Origin of the sequence: Caulobacter sp. S45 (genome assembly GCF_903642205.1) — a bacterium.
Taxonomy (GTDB): Bacteria; Pseudomonadota; Alphaproteobacteria; order Caulobacterales; family Caulobacteraceae; genus CAHJWH01.
The window spans coordinates 1-16,947 of sequence record NZ_CAHJWH010000053.1; the positions used below are offsets into that span (position 1 = coordinate 1).

At 69.6% G+C, this 16,947-nt stretch carries 16 protein-coding genes; 8 read left to right on the forward strand and 8 right to left on the reverse strand.

Annotated features, from left to right (window positions below; translation table 11 throughout):
• Nucleotides 1-121 precede the first annotated feature (121 nt).
• From HUV06_RS07425 to glmS, 8 genes are all read right to left on the reverse strand, one after another.
• Nucleotides 122-274 carry a hypothetical protein gene (locus HUV06_RS07425; protein ID WP_174300639.1) on the reverse strand — a complete coding sequence of 51 codons (153 nt, stop codon included), beginning with the start codon at nt 272-274 and terminating at the stop codon, nt 122-124.
• A 57-nt stretch (nt 275-331) separates the two neighbouring features.
• On the reverse strand, nt 332-1,063 hold the full coding sequence (gene recO / locus HUV06_RS07430; protein WP_174300640.1) for a DNA repair protein RecO: 732 nt from the start codon (nt 1,061-1,063) through the stop codon (nt 332-334).
• Nucleotides 1,064-1,070: 7 nt separating this feature from the next.
• Complete coding sequence (locus HUV06_RS07435) at nt 1,071-1,454, reverse strand: hypothetical protein (protein ID WP_174300641.1); 384 nt, start codon at nt 1,452-1,454, stop codon at nt 1,071-1,073.
• 229 nt (nt 1,455-1,683) lie between these two features.
• The gene (gene era / locus HUV06_RS07440) at nt 1,684-2,634 is read right to left on the reverse strand and encodes a GTPase Era (protein WP_371811018.1); all 951 of its coding nucleotides are present in this window, start codon (nt 2,632-2,634) and stop codon (nt 1,684-1,686) included.
• A 5-nt stretch (nt 2,635-2,639) separates the two neighbouring features.
• On the reverse strand, nt 2,640-3,329 hold the full coding sequence (gene rnc, locus HUV06_RS16005) for a ribonuclease III (protein WP_217433703.1): 690 nt from the start codon (nt 3,327-3,329) through the stop codon (nt 2,640-2,642).
• Between the two features lie 8 nt (nt 3,330-3,337).
• The gene (lepB, locus tag HUV06_RS07445; RefSeq protein WP_254600957.1) at nt 3,338-4,174 is read right to left on the reverse strand and encodes a signal peptidase I; all 837 of its coding nucleotides are present in this window, start codon (nt 4,172-4,174) and stop codon (nt 3,338-3,340) included.
• 320 nt (nt 4,175-4,494) lie between these two features.
• Nucleotides 4,495-5,370 (reverse strand): UTP--glucose-1-phosphate uridylyltransferase, encoded by an 876-nt coding sequence (locus tag HUV06_RS07450; protein ID WP_174300644.1) that lies wholly within the window; start codon nt 5,368-5,370, stop codon nt 4,495-4,497.
• 53 nt (nt 5,371-5,423) lie between these two features.
• Entirely contained in the window at nt 5,424-7,238 is a 1,815-nt protein-coding gene (gene glmS / locus HUV06_RS07455; RefSeq protein WP_174300645.1) for a glutamine--fructose-6-phosphate transaminase (isomerizing), read from the reverse strand.
• A 186-nt stretch (nt 7,239-7,424) separates the two neighbouring features.
• On the opposite strand from glmS, the gene glmM reads away from it, so the two are divergent.
• From glmM to bamA, 8 genes are all read left to right on the forward strand, one after another.
• Entirely contained in the window at nt 7,425-8,774 is a 1,350-nt protein-coding gene (gene glmM / locus HUV06_RS07460; RefSeq protein ID WP_174300646.1) for a phosphoglucosamine mutase, read from the forward strand.
• A gap of 118 nt (nt 8,775-8,892) precedes the next feature.
• Complete coding sequence (pyrH, locus tag HUV06_RS07465; RefSeq protein ID WP_174300647.1) at nt 8,893-9,651, forward strand: UMP kinase; 759 nt, start codon at nt 8,893-8,895, stop codon at nt 9,649-9,651.
• Nucleotides 9,652-9,714: 63 nt separating this feature from the next.
• On the forward strand, nt 9,715-10,272 hold the full coding sequence (frr, locus tag HUV06_RS07470) for a ribosome recycling factor (protein ID WP_174300648.1): 558 nt from the start codon (nt 9,715-9,717) through the stop codon (nt 10,270-10,272).
• A 51-nt stretch (nt 10,273-10,323) separates the two neighbouring features.
• Nucleotides 10,324-11,097 carry a polyprenyl diphosphate synthase gene (gene uppS / locus HUV06_RS07475; RefSeq protein WP_174300649.1) on the forward strand — a complete coding sequence of 258 codons (774 nt, stop codon included), beginning with the start codon at nt 10,324-10,326 and terminating at the stop codon, nt 11,095-11,097.
• Nucleotides 11,075-11,926: a phosphatidate cytidylyltransferase gene (locus tag HUV06_RS07480; protein WP_174300650.1), complete on the forward strand. Its 852-nt coding sequence runs from the start codon at nt 11,075-11,077 to the stop codon at nt 11,924-11,926. Before uppS ends, HUV06_RS07480 begins: the two co-directional genes overlap by 23 nt.
• Entirely contained in the window at nt 11,926-13,110 is a 1,185-nt protein-coding gene (dxr, locus tag HUV06_RS07485; RefSeq protein ID WP_174300651.1) for a 1-deoxy-D-xylulose-5-phosphate reductoisomerase, read from the forward strand. The genes HUV06_RS07480 and dxr overlap by 1 nt, the downstream gene beginning before the upstream one ends.
• 25 nt (nt 13,111-13,135) lie before the next feature.
• On the forward strand, nt 13,136-14,359 hold the full coding sequence (locus tag HUV06_RS07490; protein ID WP_174300652.1) for an RIP metalloprotease: 1,224 nt from the start codon (nt 13,136-13,138) through the stop codon (nt 14,357-14,359).
• A 26-nt stretch (nt 14,360-14,385) separates the two neighbouring features.
• A complete protein-coding gene (gene bamA / locus HUV06_RS07495) occupies nt 14,386-16,875 on the forward strand; it encodes an outer membrane protein assembly factor BamA (RefSeq protein ID WP_254600962.1) in 2,490 nt (829 codons plus the stop codon).
• Nucleotides 16,876-16,947 lie beyond the last annotated feature (72 nt).

Below are 16,947 nucleotides of genomic sequence, written 5' to 3' on the forward strand. Positions count from 1 at the left end.
CACCAGCTTCGCTGGTCCCCCTCCCCCAGAGGGGGAGGATCGGCTGCGGCAAGGTTGTAGATGCTCCCCCTCTGGGAGAGCTGGCCGCGAAGCGGACTGAGGGGGCTTCGCGGCCGGCGGATCAGCTCTTCTTGTCGTCCTTGAAGGCCTCTTCGACCTCTTCCTCGGTGATGCGGGCCTTGGGGTCGCCGGGCTGGCCGAGGTTCTGCTCCTCGGTGCCGTCGCCGAGCACGCCGGGCTGGGAGCCGTCCTGCTTGGGATAGTCTTCGGACATGGCGTGGTCTCCTTTGGAGTTCGACGGTTCAACCCTCCAGGCGGGCGCGCCGTTCCGCTAGAGCCGCTGGGCGTGGGCGAGCTTCTCCAGCAGCCAGAGGCGGGCGGGGGGCGGGGGGCGGTTCAGGGGGCCGAAGATGAACTGCTCCAGGAAATAGCCGGTGAGAGCCAGGCCGTCGGCGATGTCGCCTTCGCCCAGGCCGCCCTGGGAGGAGAGCATGAAGGGGGGCAGGCGCAGCAGGCGGTCGGCGAAGGGGGCGCCGCCGGCGCGCGAGACCGCGCGGCCGGTGCGGGGGCTCACATAGATGAGGTCGTCGACCGCGCCGGTGGCGGCGCAGCGGGACAGGTCCAGGCCGAAGCCGAGCTCCTCCAGCAGGCCGGCCTCGAAGCGGACATAGATGGCGGGCCAGATCTCGGCTACGGCCAAGGCGGACGTGAAGGCCTCGAAGGCCAGGTAGGCGCCGGGGTGGGGCTCGCGCTCGGGCAGGGCGCCTTGCGCGACCGCGGCGGCGGCGGAGAGGCCCGCCAGCGCCAGAGCGTCGTCGAACAGGGCGGCGGGACCTTCGCCGAAGGGTTCGAGCCTGACCGAGCCCAGGTTCTCGGACGTACGGGCTCGGTAGGTGGCCATCACCCGGGCGCCCGGCTGGAGATAGGACTTCATCCGCCGCGAGGCGCCGCCGGCCACGTGGGCGGCGGTGCGGCCGTGCTCTTCGGTCAGCAGCTCCACCACCGCGCCGGTTTCGCCATGCAGGCGGGCGGAGAGGACGAAGGCGGGATCGCTCCACTCCATCGCGCGCTTAAAAGCGGTTCCGGGCGAAGTCGGCTGCGCGTTCGGTGTGGCCCTCATGCCAGCCGCTGGGCGCCGCGCCGTTGCGCCAGAAGGCTGAGACCAGGTTGGGCTTGAGGCTCGGCAGGGCGGCGGCCACCAGGAGAGCGCCGGCGATGAAGGCGGCCAGCACCTTCATGCCGTTGTTCACCACCGGCGGGGCGCCGCGGCGAACCCGGGCGTAGCAGTCGGCGCAGACCAGGTGCTCCACGATCTTGTGGCTGTAGCTGTAGCCGCCGGGGTCACTGGAGGGCGTCTTCAGGCGGCGGCGCTCCAGCCAGCTCTCCAGCCGGTCGGCCGGGCGGCGGCAGCGGGCGCACTGGGTCAGGGTCTGGGCGGGAGGCGGATGCGCCATGGTCAGCTCTCGTCCACGAGCTGAGAGTGAGGGGGACGAGGCGGGGTTTCAAGCGGAGCGGTGCTTTCACCTTCATCCTCCCCCGCGCAGCGGGGGAGGGGGACCACGCGAAGCGTGGTGGAGGGGGCTTGTAGGGCGCTGCGACATCAGACGTGGCGGCTAAGGAGCCCCCCTCACCCCGCTTCGCGCGGTCCCCTCCCCCCGCTTCGCAGGGGGAGATGAGAGAGGTTCACGCCTCGAAATCGAGCCCCATGTCGCGGTAGAGGTTGCGGTCCTCCGACCAACTCGGCGCGACCTTCACGTGCAGGAACAGGTGCACGGGGCGGTCCAGGATGCCGGCCAGGTCCTCGCGGCTCCTCGAGCCGATCCACTTCAGGGTCTGGCCGCGCTCGCCCAGCACGATGGGGCGCTGGTTCTCGCGCTCCACATAGATGGTCTGTTCGATCCGGGCCGAGCCGTCGGCCTTGTCCTCGAAGGCCGTGGTCTCGACCGACGCGGCGTAGGGCAGCTCCTCGTGCAGGCGGAGGTAGAGCTTCTCCCGGGTGATCTCGGCGGCGAGCAGGCGCACGGGCAGGTCGGCGGTCTGGTCCTCAGGGTAGAGCCAGGGGCCTTCCGGCATCAGCTCGGCCAGGCGGCGCTTGAGGTCGTCGACGCCAGAGCCGTTGTGGGCGGAGATCATGAAAGCCTCGCTGTAGGTCCCCTCGGCGAACAGGCGTTCGGAGAGGCCCAGCAGCTGATCGCGCTTCACCAGGTCGATCTTGTTCAGGGCCAGGATCGCCTGCCGCCCGGCGGCTCTGAGGCCCGCGGTGATGGTCGCGGTGTCCTGGACGGAGCGGTGCTGGGCGGCGGTGGCGTCGCCGCCGGTGGAGTGCAACTCGCCGGCCACGTCGATCAGGTGCACGACCATATCGGCGTCCTGGGCGCCGGCCCAGGCGCTGCGCACCATGGCGCGGTCCAGCCGGCGGCGAGGGGTGAAGACGCCCGGGGTGTCCACCAGCACGATCTGGCTCGACCCCTCCATGGCCACGCCGCGCACGGGAAAGCGGGTGGTCTGCACCTTCTGGGTGACGATGGAGACCTTGGCCCCCACCAGGCGGTTCACCAGGGTCGACTTGCCGGCGTTGGGGGCGCCCAGGATGGCGGCGAAGCCGGCGCGGGTCAGCCCGGATGCTTCGGGGATGTCGGTCACAGTCCCTCCCTGTCCAGCATGGCCGCAGCGGCGGCCTTCTCCGCGCCCTGGCGGGAGGAGGCCTCGCCCACGGCGGGCTCCACGCCCTGCACCCTGACCTCCACGACGAAGCGCGAGGCGTGTTGCGGGCCGGCGCGGCTGGTCACCGCGTAGGCGGGGCTGCAGCCGCGGGCGTGGGCCCATTCCTGGAGGCGCGTCTTCACGTCCTTGAGCCTCGCAGGGTCGAAGTCGTCGATGTCCTCGCCCCAGAGCGTGGCGATCACCGCGCGCGCCGCCTCCAGCCCGCCATCCTTGTAGACGGCGGCCAGCACCGCCTCGCAGGCATCGGCCAGGATCACGTCCTTGTCCCGGCCCCCGGCGTTGCTCTCGCTGCCGCCGAGCCGGAGCGCCGGGCCGAAGCCGGCGCGGCGGGCGACGCGGGCGCAGGCGGTGCGGCTGACCAGCGCGTTCAGGCGGATGGCCAGCTCGCCCTCGGCGGCGGTCGGCAGGTCGTCGTACAGTCGCTCGGCGATGACCAGGCCCAGCACCCGGTCGCCCAGGAACTCCAGCCGTTCGTTGTTGGCGGCGCCGGGGGTGCGGTCGCCGACGCTGCCGTGGACCAGGGCGTGTTCCAGCAGGGCCGGATCGCGGAACGTCCAGCCGAGGCTCACCTGCAGCTCGGCGACGGCGGCCGCGCGCCGGTCCACATGCGCCATCAGCCCAACGGGTGGAAGAAGCGGTCCCAGCGGGCGTCGGTCACCCACGTCCAGGGCTTCAGCAGCGACACGCCGGGCTTCCAGGAGAACAGGATGATGTCGGCGCGGCCCTCCAGGTTGTCGAAGGGCACGAAGCCGACGCCCAGGTCCTGCGAGACGAAGCGGTCGGTATCCCGGTTCCAGGGGCAGGACGAGGCGCCCGGCGGGATATCGCCCGGGTCGAAGCGGCTGTCCTCGGAATTGTCGCGGTTGTCGCCCATCATGAAGTAGCAGTTGGGGGGCACGACATAGACGCCGGTGTTGTCGGCCGGACCGTCCGGGCCGTAGCTGTTGGTGACGTAGGTCTTGCCGCTGGCGAGCGTCTCGCGGAAGCGCGCGACCGGGAACTCGCCCCCGAAAGCGGTCTGGTCGACGCCGGGCGCGGTCGCCTGGCGGGGGATGGGATGGCCGTTCACCGAGACGGCGCCGTGGATCACCTGGATCTTGTCGCCCGGCAGGCCGACCAGACGCTTGATGTAGTCCGTCTTGCCATCGTCGCGGGGCAGCTTGAAGACGATGATGTCGCCGCGGTGGGGCTGCTGGCCGAGCAGGCGCCCATGGCCGATGGGCGGGCTGAGCGGGATGGAGTGGCGGCTCCAGCCATAGGCGAACTTGGAGACGATGATGTAGTCGCCCTTGAGCAGGGCCGGCTCCATGGACTCCGAGGGGATGGTGAAGGGCTGGAACAGCACCACCCGCAGCACGAACGCGATCAGCAGGGCGTAGAAGACGGTCTTGCCGAGCTCGATCAGCTCATGCGCCGCCCCTCCCGTTTTGGCTACCTTGTGCTTGGCCAAGCGTGAGGACCCCTTCGGCTCGCCCGAGGCCGCGTCAGCGGCGGAAGTTTCGGGCGTTGCGGTCATGAGGTGCGGGCTCGGCGAAGCGGTCGATCGTTCCGCGACCGGTCTGCCTGCCTAAAGCGTCCACAGCATGGCGGCAAGGGTTGGGCGGAGGCGATGGTTGTCTTCTCTCCCCCTGCGTAGCGGGGGGAGGGGACCAGGCGAAGCCTGGTGAGGGGGACCTCACCGGCGCCCGCGGATCAACACCTAGCGGTGACGCCCCTCCGTCGCGGCGCTTTGCGCCGCGCCACCTCCCCCGCTTTCGCAGGGGGGGGAGATTAAGCGGAGAACAGCGGCGCCAGGGCCGCGCAGGCCGCTTCGCCCAGGTCCGGCCGCTTCAGCGCCAGCGCCACGTTGGCGCGGAGCCAGCCGATTTTGTCGCCGCAGTCGTAGGTCGCGCCCTCATACTCCAAGGCGTAGAAAGGCTGGATGGCCATCAGCTTGGCCATGGCGTCGGTCAGCTGGATCTCGCCGCCGGCCCCACGCTCCACCGTCTCCAGCACCCTGAAGATGGCGGGGTCGAGCACGTAGCGGCCGGAGATGAACAGGTTGGAGGGCTCGGTCCCCGGCGCGGGCTTCTCCACCATGCCGGTCATGCGGTTCAGCCGGCCGTCCTGGCCGTCGAGCGCCACGATGCCGTACTGGTGCGCCATGCCGGGCGGACAAGGCTCCACCACGATGATGTTGCCGCCCTCGGTCTGCTCGAAGGCGGAGATGGCCTGGGCGGTAGCGGTGGGGGTGGCGTCCATGATCATGTCGGGCAGCAGTACGGCGAAGGGCTCGTCGCCGATGATGTCGCGGGCGCACCAGACGGCGTGGCCCAGGCCCTTGGGCTCCATCTGGCGCACGTAGCTGATCTCGCCGGCGGTGGGCAGGTCGGCCATCAGCTCCTCCAGGATGGCGGTCTTCTTCTTGGCCGCCAGCGTGGCTTCAAGCTCCACGTGGTGGTCGAAATAGTTCTCCATGGCGCCCTTGCCGCGGCCGGTGACCAGGACGAAGTGCTCGATCCCGCTTGCCCGCGCCTCGGCCAGCACGTGGTGGATCAGCGGACGGTCGACCACCGTCAGCATCTCCTTCGGCACCGTCTTGGCGGCGGGCAGCATGCGGGTGCCGAGGCCGGCGACAGGCAGCACGGCTTTGCGGACGCGTTTCATCTGGGCTCCGTTAGGATGGGCGAGCCGGCTCTAGCAAGCCCTGCGCCACCCCGTCATTCGACGGTGACCGATTTCGCCAGATTGCGCGGCTGGTCAACGTCCAGGCCCTTGTGCACGCCTACATGATAGGCGAGCAGCTGGATCGCCGGGGCGAACACCAGCGGCGCCACCAGCGGGTCGCAGGCCGGGGCTAGCAGGGTGCGCATCGAGCCTGCAGCGTGGCGCGCCCCTTCCGCGTCGGTGATCAGCACTATGGGGCCGCCGCGGGCGGCGACCTCCTGCATGTTGGAGACGGTCTTCTCGAACAGGGCGTCTGACGGTGCGATGACGATCACCGGCGTCTCTTCGTCCACGAGTGCGATGGGGCCGTGCTTCAGCTCGCCCGCGGCGTAGCCCTCCGCATGGATGTAGCTGATCTCCTTCAGCTTCAGCGCGCCCTCCAGCGCCAGGGGGAAGGCCTGGCCGCGGCCGAGATAGAGCACGTCGCGGGCGCGGGCGAGATCGTGGGCCAGGGCCCGGGCCTCGGGCTCCACCGCCATGGCTTCGGTGATCAGGCGCGGCGCCTCCAGCAGAACGCCCACCAGCCGCGCCTCTTCGCCTGAGTCGATGCGGCCGCGACGGGCGGCGGCGGTGATGGCGAGCGCGGTCAGGGCGCAGACCTGGGCGGTGAAGGCCTTGGTGGAGGCGACGCCGATCTCGGTCCCCGCGTTGGTAGGCCACATGTGGTCGGCCTCCCGCGCCATGGAGGACTCGTGGGCGTTGACGAGCGCGGCGGTGGCCAGCCCTTGCGCCTTGCACCACTTCAGCGCCGCGAGGGTGTCGGCGGTCTCGCCGGACTGGGAGACGGCGAGCGCGAGAGTGAAGCGTGACAGGGCTGGTTCGCGATAGCGGAACTCTGAGGCGACCTCCACGTCCACCGCCAGCCCGGCTAGCCGCTCGAACAGGTACTTGGCGGTGAGCCCCGCATAGTAGGCGGTGCCGCAGGCCACGATCTGCAGCCGCTCCACGCCTTGGAAGTCGAAGCCGCCGGGCGCGTGCGCGGTGAGCGCCACGGGGTCGAGATAGGCGGACAGGGTGTGCTGGCAGGCGTCCGGCTGCTCGTGGATTTCCTTCTCCATGAAGTGGCGGTACTCGCCCTTCTCCACCAGGGCCGCGGAGGCCGGCACCACGCGCACCGGGCGGTCGGCGGTCGCGCCTGTCTCGTCGAAGATGCGGATGTCGGTCCGGGTGACGGCGACGTAGTCTCCGTCCTCCAGGTAGGCCACGCGGTTGGTGAAGGGGCCGACCGCCACCGCATCTGAACCTAGAAACATCTCGCCCTGGCCATAGCCGACCACCAGCGGCGGGCCGCGCCGGGCGCCCAGGATCAGGTCCGGCTCGCCGTCGATCATCACCGCCAGCGCATAGGCGCCTCGGAGCTGGTCCAGCGTCGTCTTGAAGGCGTCAAGTGGGGGCGCGAGGGCCAGTTCGTGGTCGAACAGGTGGGCGACCACCTCGGTATCGGTGTCGCTGTGGAAGGTCCGGCCCTCGGCTTGCAGGGCCGTCTTCAGCTCGGCGAAGTTCTCGATGATGCCGTTGTGGACCACCACCACCCGGCCGGCGCGGTGGGGGTGGGCGTTGCGCTCGATGGGGGCGCCGTGGGTGGCCCAACGGGTGTGGCCGATGCCGGCGACGCCATCCGCGGGGTTCTCCCGCAGCACGGCCTCCAGGTTACGCAGCTTGCCGGGCGCCCGGCGGATGGTGATCGCCTCGCCGTCGGCCGCCGCCACGCCGGCGCTGTCGTAGCCGCGGTACTCCAGCCGGCGCAGGCTCTCGATCAGCCGTCCGGTGACTGGCGTTCCGCCGACGATGCCGATGATGCCGCACATGGATGGCGCTTCCCCGGAGGTCCCGACGCGCCTCTTAGCATCAAGGTGTGAGCGGAGGCGTAAATCCGGGTTTCAGGGCGTTGCGCCGCCTGCGGCGGCCCCTTCAGTCGGCTTGGCCGAAGCTGGTGGAGGGGGCTGCGCCGCGGTTACCGCTTCTAAGCTCTCTTCTGGTAAGACGGCCCCACCATGAGCAAGCGCAGCTATTTCGGCACCGACGGCATCCGCGGCCAGGCCAACAAGCACCCCATGACCGCCGAGGTCGCCCTCCGTGTGGGCCTCGCCGCCGGCAAGCTGTTCCGCCGTGACCCTGAGCGCCGCCACCTGGTGGTGATCGGCAAGGACACCCGGCTCTCCGGCTATATGATCGAGCCGGCGCTGGTGGCGGGGTTCGCCAGCGTGGGCATGGACGTGCGCCTGTTCGGCCCGCTGCCAACGCCGGCGGTGGCGATGATGACGCGCTCCATGCGCGCCGATCTCGGCGTGATGATCAGCGCCTCCCACAACGCCTTCTCCGACAACGGAATAAAGTTGTTCGGCCCGGACGGCTACAAGCTGTCCGACGCCCGCGAGCTTGAGATCGAGGGCCTGATGGACGAGGGCCTGCAAGAGGGCCTCGCCGCGCCCACCGGCCTTGGCCGCGTCCAGCGCATCGACGACGCCCAGGCGCGCTATGTGGAGATCGCCAAGGCCACTTTCCCGCGCTCGCTGACCCTGGCGGGGCTGCGCGTGGTGGTCGATTGCGCCAACGGCGCCGCCTACAAGGTGGCGCCCACCGCACTCTATGAGTTGGGGGCCGAGGTGATCCCGGTGGGCGTGTCGCCCAACGGCTGCAACATCAACGACGAGTGCGGCTCGACCCACCCGGGAACGATGGCGAGGGCCGTGCGGGAGTACCGGGCGGACATCGGCATCGCGCTCGACGGCGACGCCGACCGCCTCTCCATATGCGACGAGCGCGGTCAGACCGTCGACGGCGACCAGATCATGGCCCTGATCGCCGGCGCCTGGGCGGCGGAGGGCCGGCTGAACGGCGGCGGCGTCGTGGCCACGGTCATGTCCAACCTGGGCTTCGAGCGGTTCCTGGGCCAGCGCGGCATCGCCATGGAGCGCACCCAGGTCGGCGACCGCTACGTGATGGAGCGCATGCGCGAGGGCGGCTTCAACCTGGGCGGCGAGGCGTCGGGCCACCTGATCCTGTCGGACTTCTCCACCACCGGCGATGGTCTGATCGCAGCGCTTCAGGTGCTGTCGGTGCTGGTCACCTCCGGCAAGCCGATGAGCGCGCTGGCCCGCCAGTTCGAGCCCGTCCCGCAGAAGCTGGAGAACGTCCGCTTCACGGGCCTCGAGCCGCTGAAGACCGGCCAAGTGCAGCAGGCCATCGCCGACGGCGAGCGCCGGCTGAACGGCTCCGGCCGCGTGCTGGTCCGCGCCTCAGGCACCGAGCCGCTGATCCGGGTGATGGCCGAGGGAGACGATGAGCGCCTGGTCGCCCAGGTGGTGCGCGATATCGCCAGTGCGGTGAAGGCCGCCGCCTGAGCGTCTGCGCGCCCTGCGCAGAGGGGCAAGGCGTCGCGCCTGCGCCTTCCCAGGTGCGTATCGGCCGCCAGTCGCTATGGTGCGCGACTGTCACCGGCGGTCAGCGAGGCTGAAGACCATGATCCCCTCCCTCGCCCCCGCGCCGCCGCAGCTCCGGTTCCGCAAGGTGCTGCTGAAGGTCTCCGGCGAGGTGCTGATGGGCGACACGCCCTATGGCATCGACATGAACACCGTCGACGGCGTGGCCCGCGATGTCGCCGAGATCGTCAAGCTGGGGGTGGAGCTCTGCCTGGTGATCGGCGGCGGCAACATCTTCCGCGGCCTGTCCGGCGCCGCCAAGGGCATGGACCGCACCAGCGCTGACTACATGGGCATGCTGGCCACGGTGATGAACGCGCTCGCCATGCAGAACGCGCTGGAACGCCGCGGCGTCGACACCCGCGTCCAGTCCGCCATCCCCATGGCCCAGGTGTGCGAGCCCTACATCCGCCGTCGCGCCGTGCGCCACCTGGAGAAGGGCCGGGTGGTGATCTTCGCCGCCGGCACCGGCAACCCCTTCTTCACCACCGACACGGCGGCGGCGCTTCGCGCCGCGGAGATGGGCTGCGACGCCCTGATGAAGGGCACCAGCGTGGACGGCGTCTATACCGCCGACCCCAAGCGCGATCCGACGGCCCTGCGCTACGACCGGCTGAGCTATCTGGAGGTGCTGTCTCAGGACCTGAAGGTGATGGACGCCTCGGCCATCAGCCTGATGCGCGAGAGCGGCATCCCCATCGTGGTTTTTTCCATTCGACGCCCAGGGGCGCTCGTGGACGTGATGCTGGGGCGCGGGGTGCATACGGTGATAACCGAGACGCCTCTCGCCGCCGTCTGAGACCGCGCTCAGCCTCCGCCAGAACCTGGACTTCCATCGCCTGATCGCCGAGACGTGAGCCCTATGAGCAAGCCCGACCTCTCCAAGTACGACGACCGGATGGCCAAGGCGGTGGACGCCCTGAAGGAGGAGTTCGGCGGCCTGCGCACCGGCCGCGCCAACGCGGGCCTCTTGGAGCCCATCACGGTGGAGGCCTACGGCTCCACCATGCCGCTGAACGCGGTAGGCTCGGTCAGCGTGCCGGAGCCGCGCATGATCACCGTCAGCGTCTGGGACAAGGCGCTGGTGATTCCCACCGAGAAGGCCATCCGCAACGCAGGGCTGGGTCTGAACCCGCTCACCGACGGCCAAGTGCTGCGCATCCCCATCCCGCCGCTCACCGAAGAGCGGCGGCGCGACCTGGCCAAGCTGGCCGGCAAGTACGCCGAGCAGCAGAAGGTCGCCGTGCGCAACGTGCGGCGCGAAGCCATGGAGGACCTGAAGAAGGCGCAGAAGGACGGCGCCATCTCCGAGGACGACTCCAAGAAGGCCGGCGACGAGGTCCAGGCCTTCACCGACGCGGCGGTGAAGCGCATCGACGACGCCTTGAAAACCAAGGAACAAGAGATCATGCAGGTCTGAGGGCCTGACGGGACGCGCAAAGCTTCAGGCTGTCGATTAGGAATGGGTGGGATGTCGCCGGTGTTGGGGTTGCGCGGAGGAGGAGCACGAGGGGACGCTGCGTCGACCCCGCCCCGCCACGTGGCCATCATCATGGACGGCAACGGCCGCTGGGCCAAGGCGCGGGGCTTGCCGCGGACCTTCGGCCACCGCGCCGGCATCAATGCGCTGAAACGTACGGTTGAGGCGGCGCCGGACCACGGGATCGAGTGGCTCACCGTTTTCGGCTTCTCCACCGAGAACTGGCGGCGGCCCGTCAGCGAAGTCACCGAGCTGATGAAGCTGATGAAGGCCTATGTCTCCTCCGACCTGGAGCGGCTGGAGCGCGAGGGCGTGCGGGTGCACATCATCGGCCGCCGCGACGACCTGGCCCCCGACATCCTTGAGGTGATCGAGCGGGCCGAGCGGCGCACCCGCGACAACGACCGCTTCCACCTGCAGGTGGCGTTCAATTATGGCGGCCGCTCGGACATCGCCGAGGCGGCGCGGCGCTATGCGCTCGATGTCTCGAACGGCCAGGCGACGCTGGAGATCGGCGAGGCGGAGTTCGAGCGCCGGCTGTCCACCGCCAAGGGTCCCGCGCCGGACCTGATCATCCGCACCTCCGGCGAGCGGCGGCTGTCCAACTTCCTGCTCTGGGAGGCCGCCTACGCCGAACTGGTGTTCCAGGACGTGTTGTGGCCCGACTACGGGAGCGGCCCTCTGGGCGAGGCGGTGGCGGAGTACCAGGCCCGCGAGCGGCGCTATGGCGGAGCCGAGATCGATGACGTCCTCGCCACCGGGTAGATCACGCCCGAGGCGCTTCGACTGGTCAAACCTTCGGCTTAGGGTTCTGTCGGCAGCGGTGCTGGCGCCGCTGGCGGTGCTGGCGGTCTGGATGGGCGGGCTGCCATTCCTGTTGCTGGTCTGGGGCGCCATCGGACTGCTGGCGCTGGAATGGGCCACCATGAGCGCGCCGGAGACGCCGATCCGCACGGCGGCGGTGATGGCCATCATGCTGTTGGTGGCGGCGGTCGCCGTGAAGGCTGGCTACTTCAAGTCGGCCTGGCTGGCGGTGGCGGTGGGCGCGGCGGTGGTCTGGGTCGTGGCCATGATCTGGCGGCGCGACGACGGGCCCATGCACGAGGCGTTCGGGGTGCTGTATCTCGGCGTGCCCATGGTCGCCCTGCTGTGGCTGCGGAGCGGCGCCCAGGGGCGGGATTGGACGCTGATGCTGCTGGCGGCGACATGGTCGTCCGACATCGGCGCCTATGCCGGGGGCACGTTGATCGGCGGGCCGAAGCTTTGGCCGCGCATCTCGCCGAAGAAGACCTGGTCGGGCTTCGCGGTGGGCATCGCTGCGGCCATGGTCGCCGCGGAGCTGGTGGCCATGGCCATGCCGCACCAGGGCGGCCTGGCGATCTCATGGGCCTGGGCGGCCGGGCTCGTGGTAGGCTTGGCCACCATGGCGGGCGACCTGTGCGAATCCATGCTGAAGCGCAGCTTCGGCGTGAAGGACAGCGGCAGCCTGATCCCCGGCCACGGCGGCCTGCTGGACCGGGTGGACGGGCTGATGTTCGCCGCCCTGGCCATGGCGGCGGTGCGATTTGCGCTGCGGTTTGGAGTGGCTTTCTGATGTCGCCTAGGTCCATCGCCATCCTGGGCTCCACGGGCTCCATCGGCGTCTCCACCCTCGACCTGCTGGAGAAGTCCGGCGCGGAGGTGCGGATCGAGGCGCTGGCGGCGGGGCGTAACGTCGCACGCCTGGCCGAACAGGCGCTGAGGTGGCGGCCTAGCATGACGGTCGTCGCGGACGAGTCCTGCCACGCCGAGCTGCGTGAGCGGCTCGCCGGATCGGGCCTGGAGACCGCCGCCGGAGAGGCCGCGGTGGTCGCCGCCGCCGAGTCCGCCGGCTGGGTCATGGCCGCCATCGTAGGCGCCGCAGGCCTGCGCCCGACGCTCGCCGCGGCCCGCAAAGGGGTCACCATCGCCTTGGCCAACAAGGAAAGCCTGGTCTGCGCCGGCCCCGCCCTGCTCGCCGCGTCCAAGGTCGCGGGCGGCGTCGTGGTGCCGGTTGACAGCGAGCATTCCGCCATCTTCCAGGTGCTGCAGCCGGACTGCGCCCACCGGGTGAAGCGGCTGATCCTCACCGCCTCGGGCGGCCCGTTCCGCACCTGGAGCAAGGCGCAGATGCAGGCTGCGACACCGGAGCAGGCGGTCGCCCACCCGAATTGGTCGATGGGCGCCAAGATTTCGGTCGATTCCGCCACCATGATGAACAAGGGGCTCGAGATGATCGAGGCCTCCTACCTGTTCGCCACCCCGGAACCCAAGGTCGACGTCATCGTGCACCCCCAGTCGGTGATCCACAGCCTGGTCGAGTACCAGGACGGCTCGACCCTGGCCCAGCTCGGACCGCCCGACATGCGCGCGCCCATCGCCTGCGCACTCGCCTGGCCGGACCGGCTGCCCTGGCCGGCGCCTGGTCTCGACCTGGCCCAGGTGGCGACCCTGACCTTCGAGGCGCCCGATCCCGACCGGTTCCCGGCGCTCAGGATCGCGCGCACGGCGCTGCGCATGGGCGGCGGCGCGCCGGCGGCGCTGAACGCCGCCAACGAGGTAGGCGTGGCGGCCTTCCTGGATCGGCGGATCGGCTTTCTGGACATCGCCGACACGGTGGAGCGGACGCTGGAGCGGATGGACCGCGACGGCGATCTCGCCCCGTCCCAGAACGACCCCATCGACGCCGCCTTCGTCGTGGACGGTCGGGCGCGGCAGGTGGCCTCGCAATTGCTGCAGTCCTTAACGCTTGTGAACTAAGCGAGACAGGAGCCAGGACGCCGCCATGATCGCTTCCCTCTACAGCCTCCTCACCACGTTGGTCCCCTTCATCTTCGTGCTGACCCTGGTCATCACCGTCCACGAAATGGGGCACTTCCTGGTGGCGCGGTGGCTGGGGGTGGCGGTGGACCGCTTCTCCATCGGCTTCGGAAGAGCCATCGCCAGCTGGCGGGACAAGAGCGGGGTGGAGTGGCGGGTCGGCTGGATCCCGCTCGGCGGCTATGTCCGCTTCGCCGGTGACGCGGACGCCAGCTCCTCGGTGCCGGACGCCAACAGCCTGGCGGAGATGAAGCTGCGCATCCAGGAGCAGCAGGGCGCAGGCGCCGAGCGGCGCATCTTCCATTTCAAGCCGGTCTGGGTGCGGGCGCTCGTGGTGATGGCGGGACCGCTCGCTAACTTCATCCTGGCCATCACCCTGTTCGCGGTGCTGCTCAGCGCCATCGGCGAGACGACGCTGGCGGCGCGGGTCGCCGGCCTCGACCCGAAGGGGCCGGCGGCGCGGGCGGGCTTCAGGGCCGGCGACCTGGTGCTGCGCGCCGACGGCCAGCACATCGACGACTTCATGGCTTTCAAGCAGTTCGTGGCGCTGCGCAGCGGCGAGCCGATCGCCTTCGCCGTGCAGCGCTGCGCGGCGGTGGTGGACCTTGTCGCCACCCCGGAGCGGCGCTCGCAGGTCGACCCGCTGACCCACAGTTCCTCGGGCCTGGGCTATCTCGGCGTGCTGAGCTCCACCAGTCTGAACGACGTCATGCGCCGGCGCTACACGCCCGTGCAGGCGGTGCGGACGGGCGTGGAGCGCACCTGGGGCATCGTGGACACCACGGTGGTCTACCTGTCGCGCCTGATCCGCGGCAAGGAGTCCGGCGACCAGCTCGGCGGGCCGCTGCGAATCGCGTCCACCGCCGGCGCGGTGGCCAAGGCGGGAGCCGCCGGAGCGTCCGATCTTGGCGGCCGGCTGCTCGGGGGCTTCAACGCGCTGCTGTATCTCGCCGCGGTGTTGTCGGTGGGCATCGGCTTCATGAACCTGTTGCCGATCCCCGTCTTGGACGGCGGCCATCTGGTCTTCTACGCCTACGAGGCGCTGGCGCGGCGACCAATGGCCGCGCGCATCCAGAGCGTCGGCTACCGGGTCGGCCTTGCCTTGCTTCTGAGTTTCATGCTGTTCGCCACCTGGAACGATCTGCAGCGACTGAACGTGTTCAAATTCTTCGGCGGCCTGTTCTCCTGAGCCTCCGCCGCGCACGGTAACCCTGAATGCTTGAAGCCTTTCCGCGCCGCGTCGCGCTCCTGACCGGCATGGCCCTGCTCCTGGGGTCCAGCGTCCTGTCCTCGCGCGCCTACGCTCAGGGCGGCATCCAGGACCCGGCCCCCCTGACCGGGCGGCAGAGCCCCAACACGCCCTCTCCCGCCCCCGACACCGGCGCGACCTCGCCCGATGTCGCGCCCCAGCCGACCGCCCCGCCCACCACCGGCTCCGCCGGCCCGCTCACCACCACTTCCGCCGCCGGCCCTCAGACCGGGATCGTGCGCGCCATCAAGGTGGAGGGCAACGAGCGGATCGAGGCCGACACGGTGGCCTCCTACCTGCCCATCGCCATCGGCGACACGGTGGACCCGGAGCGGCTCGACCTCGCGATCAAGACCCTGTTCCGCACCGACCTGTTCGCCGACGTGGGCCTGTCGCTCCAGCCTGACGGGACGCTGGTGGTGCGGGTGGCGGAGAACCCGATCATCAACCGGGTGGTGTTCGAGGGGAACAGCGCGCTCGCCGACGACAAGCTGCGCGACGAGATCACCATCCACCCGCGCGGCATCTTCACCAAGGCCAAGGTCCAGGCCGACGTGCAGAAGATCGTGGAGCTCTACAGGCGATCAGGCCGCATCTCCGCCACCGTGACGCCCAAGATCGTCGAGCTGCCGCAGAAGCGGGTCGACCTGGTGTTCGAGATCAAGGAAGGCCCCAAGACCGGCATCATCCGGGTCAACTTCCTCGGCAACCACGTCTTCGCCGACGATGCGCTGCGCGATGTCGTGGTGACCAAGCAGTCCACCTGGTACAAGTTCTTCGCCTCCAACGACAACTACGACCCCGACCGGATCGAGTACGACCGCGAGCAGCTGCGCAAGTACTATTCCAACCGCGGCTACTACGACTTCCGCGTCAACTCCTCCATCGCCGAGCTGCAGACTGACCAGCGCAACTTCGCCATCACCTACACCATCGACGAGGGCGCCAAGTACAGGTTCGGCCGCCTGCGCGTCACCACCGACCTGAAGCGGCTGAACGCCAACGTGCTGCGCCAGATCCTGCCGATCCACGAGGGCCAGACCTACGCCGGCGACAAGATCGAGGCGGCGGTGGACAACCTGACCTTCGCCGCCGGCGCCGCCGGCTTCGCCTTCGTCGACATCCGGCCGCGCTACAGCGCCAACCGGGCGACCCACACCGTGGACGTGACCTTCGACGTGCGCGAGGGCCCGCGGGTCTATGTCGAGCGCATTGACATCGTGGGCAACACCCGCACCGTCGACCCGGTGATCCGGCGCGAGATGCGGATCGCCGAGGGCGACGCCTACAACCGCGTGCTGGTCGACCGCTCCAAGACCGAGGTGAAGCGGCTGGACTTCTTCAAGACCGTCGACATCACCCAGCAGCCGGGCTCCGCGCCCGACAAGACCATCCTGCAGGTGAAGGTCCAGGAGCAGGCCACCGGCGAGCTGTCGCTGGGCGCCGGCTACTCCACGCTTGACAAGCTGATGCTCGACTTCGGCGTCAGCGAGCACAACTTCCGCGGCGAGGGACAGGACCTGCGCCTGCGCGCCGAGGTGGGCTACCTGACCCAGGACATCGACCTCAGCTTCACCGAGCCGCGTTTCCTGGGCCGCGATCTGCGCGCCGGGGCCAGCATCTTCGACCTGCGCACCGACTATTCCCAGTACACGGGCTTCGTGGAGTCGTCGGCCGGCGCCTCCTTCCACCTATTGTTCCCGCTGAACATCAACGCCACCCTTTCTCCGCACTACACCATCAGCCAGAACCAGGTCAGCGCAGACGAGGGAAATTGCGAGAGCGGCTCCATCTCCATCGTCATCTGCGACCAGCGCGGAACCTACCTGAAGTCGGCGCCCGGCTACGACCTGGTGCTGGACCTCCGCAACGACCCGCTGCATCCCACCCGCGGCTTCACCGCCCAGCTCAGCCAGGACCTCGCCGGCGTGGGCGGCAGCGTGCGCTATCTGAGCACCCACGGCCTGCTCACCACCTATTACGGCTTCACGCCGGTCTGGGTGCTGACCGCCAAGGCCGACGTCGGCTACATCGACGGCTGGGGCGGCGACGACATCCGCATCAACGACCGCTTCTTCAAGGGCGGAAACACCTTCCCCGGCTTCCAGATCGCCGGCATCGGGCCGCGCGACACCGAGTTCGACGAGGCGCTGGGCGGCAACCTCTACGCCATCGGCGAGCTGTCGCTGGCCTTCCCGAACTACCTGCCCGAGCAGTACGGCATCCGCACCTCCTATTTCCTGGACGCCGGTACGCTGGGTGAGCTGGACAAGAGCGTGGTGAGGACCAGCACCTTCATCCGCGACGACTTGGCGCTCCGCGCCTCCACCGGCATCAGTGTATTCTGGACCTCACCGCTCGGACCGATCCGTCTCGATTTCGCCCAGGTGATCAAGAAAGAGACCTACGACCGGACCGAAGCCTTCCGCTTCTCAACCGCAACCCAATTCCAGTGAACATGAACAAGAACCTCTTCGGCGCCACTGCCGCCATCCTCGTGCTCGCGACCGCCGCGGGCGCGCACGCCC

Coding starts and splice junctions, on each gene's coding strand:
- HUV06_RS07425 (WP_174300639.1), bottom strand. CDS start 274: ATGTCCGAAGACTATCCCAAGCAGGACGGCTCCCAGCCCGGCGTGCTC.
- recO (WP_174300640.1), bottom strand. CDS start 1,063: ATGGAGTGGAGCGATCCCGCCTTCGTCCTCTCCGCCCGCCTGCATGGC.
- HUV06_RS07435 (WP_174300641.1), bottom strand. CDS start 1,454: ATGGCGCATCCGCCTCCCGCCCAGACCCTGACCCAGTGCGCCCGCTGC.
- HUV06_RS07450 (WP_174300644.1), bottom strand. CDS start 5,370: ATGAAACGCGTCCGCAAAGCCGTGCTGCCTGTCGCCGGCCTCGGCACC.
- glmS (WP_174300645.1), bottom strand. CDS start 7,238: ATGTGCGGCATCATCGGCATCGTCGGCGGAACGCCAGTCACCGGACGG.
- glmM (WP_174300646.1), top strand. CDS start 7,425: ATGAGCAAGCGCAGCTATTTCGGCACCGACGGCATCCGCGGCCAGGCC.
- pyrH (WP_174300647.1), top strand. CDS start 8,893: ATGATCCCCTCCCTCGCCCCCGCGCCGCCGCAGCTCCGGTTCCGCAAG.
- frr (WP_174300648.1), top strand. CDS start 9,715: ATGAGCAAGCCCGACCTCTCCAAGTACGACGACCGGATGGCCAAGGCG.
- uppS (WP_174300649.1), top strand. CDS start 10,324: ATGTCGCCGGTGTTGGGGTTGCGCGGAGGAGGAGCACGAGGGGACGCT.
- HUV06_RS07480 (WP_174300650.1), top strand. CDS start 11,075: ATGACGTCCTCGCCACCGGGTAGATCACGCCCGAGGCGCTTCGACTGG.
- dxr (WP_174300651.1), top strand. CDS start 11,926: ATGTCGCCTAGGTCCATCGCCATCCTGGGCTCCACGGGCTCCATCGGC.
- HUV06_RS07490 (WP_174300652.1), top strand. CDS start 13,136: ATGATCGCTTCCCTCTACAGCCTCCTCACCACGTTGGTCCCCTTCATC.
- bamA (WP_254600962.1), top strand. CDS start 14,386: ATGCTTGAAGCCTTTCCGCGCCGCGTCGCGCTCCTGACCGGCATGGCC.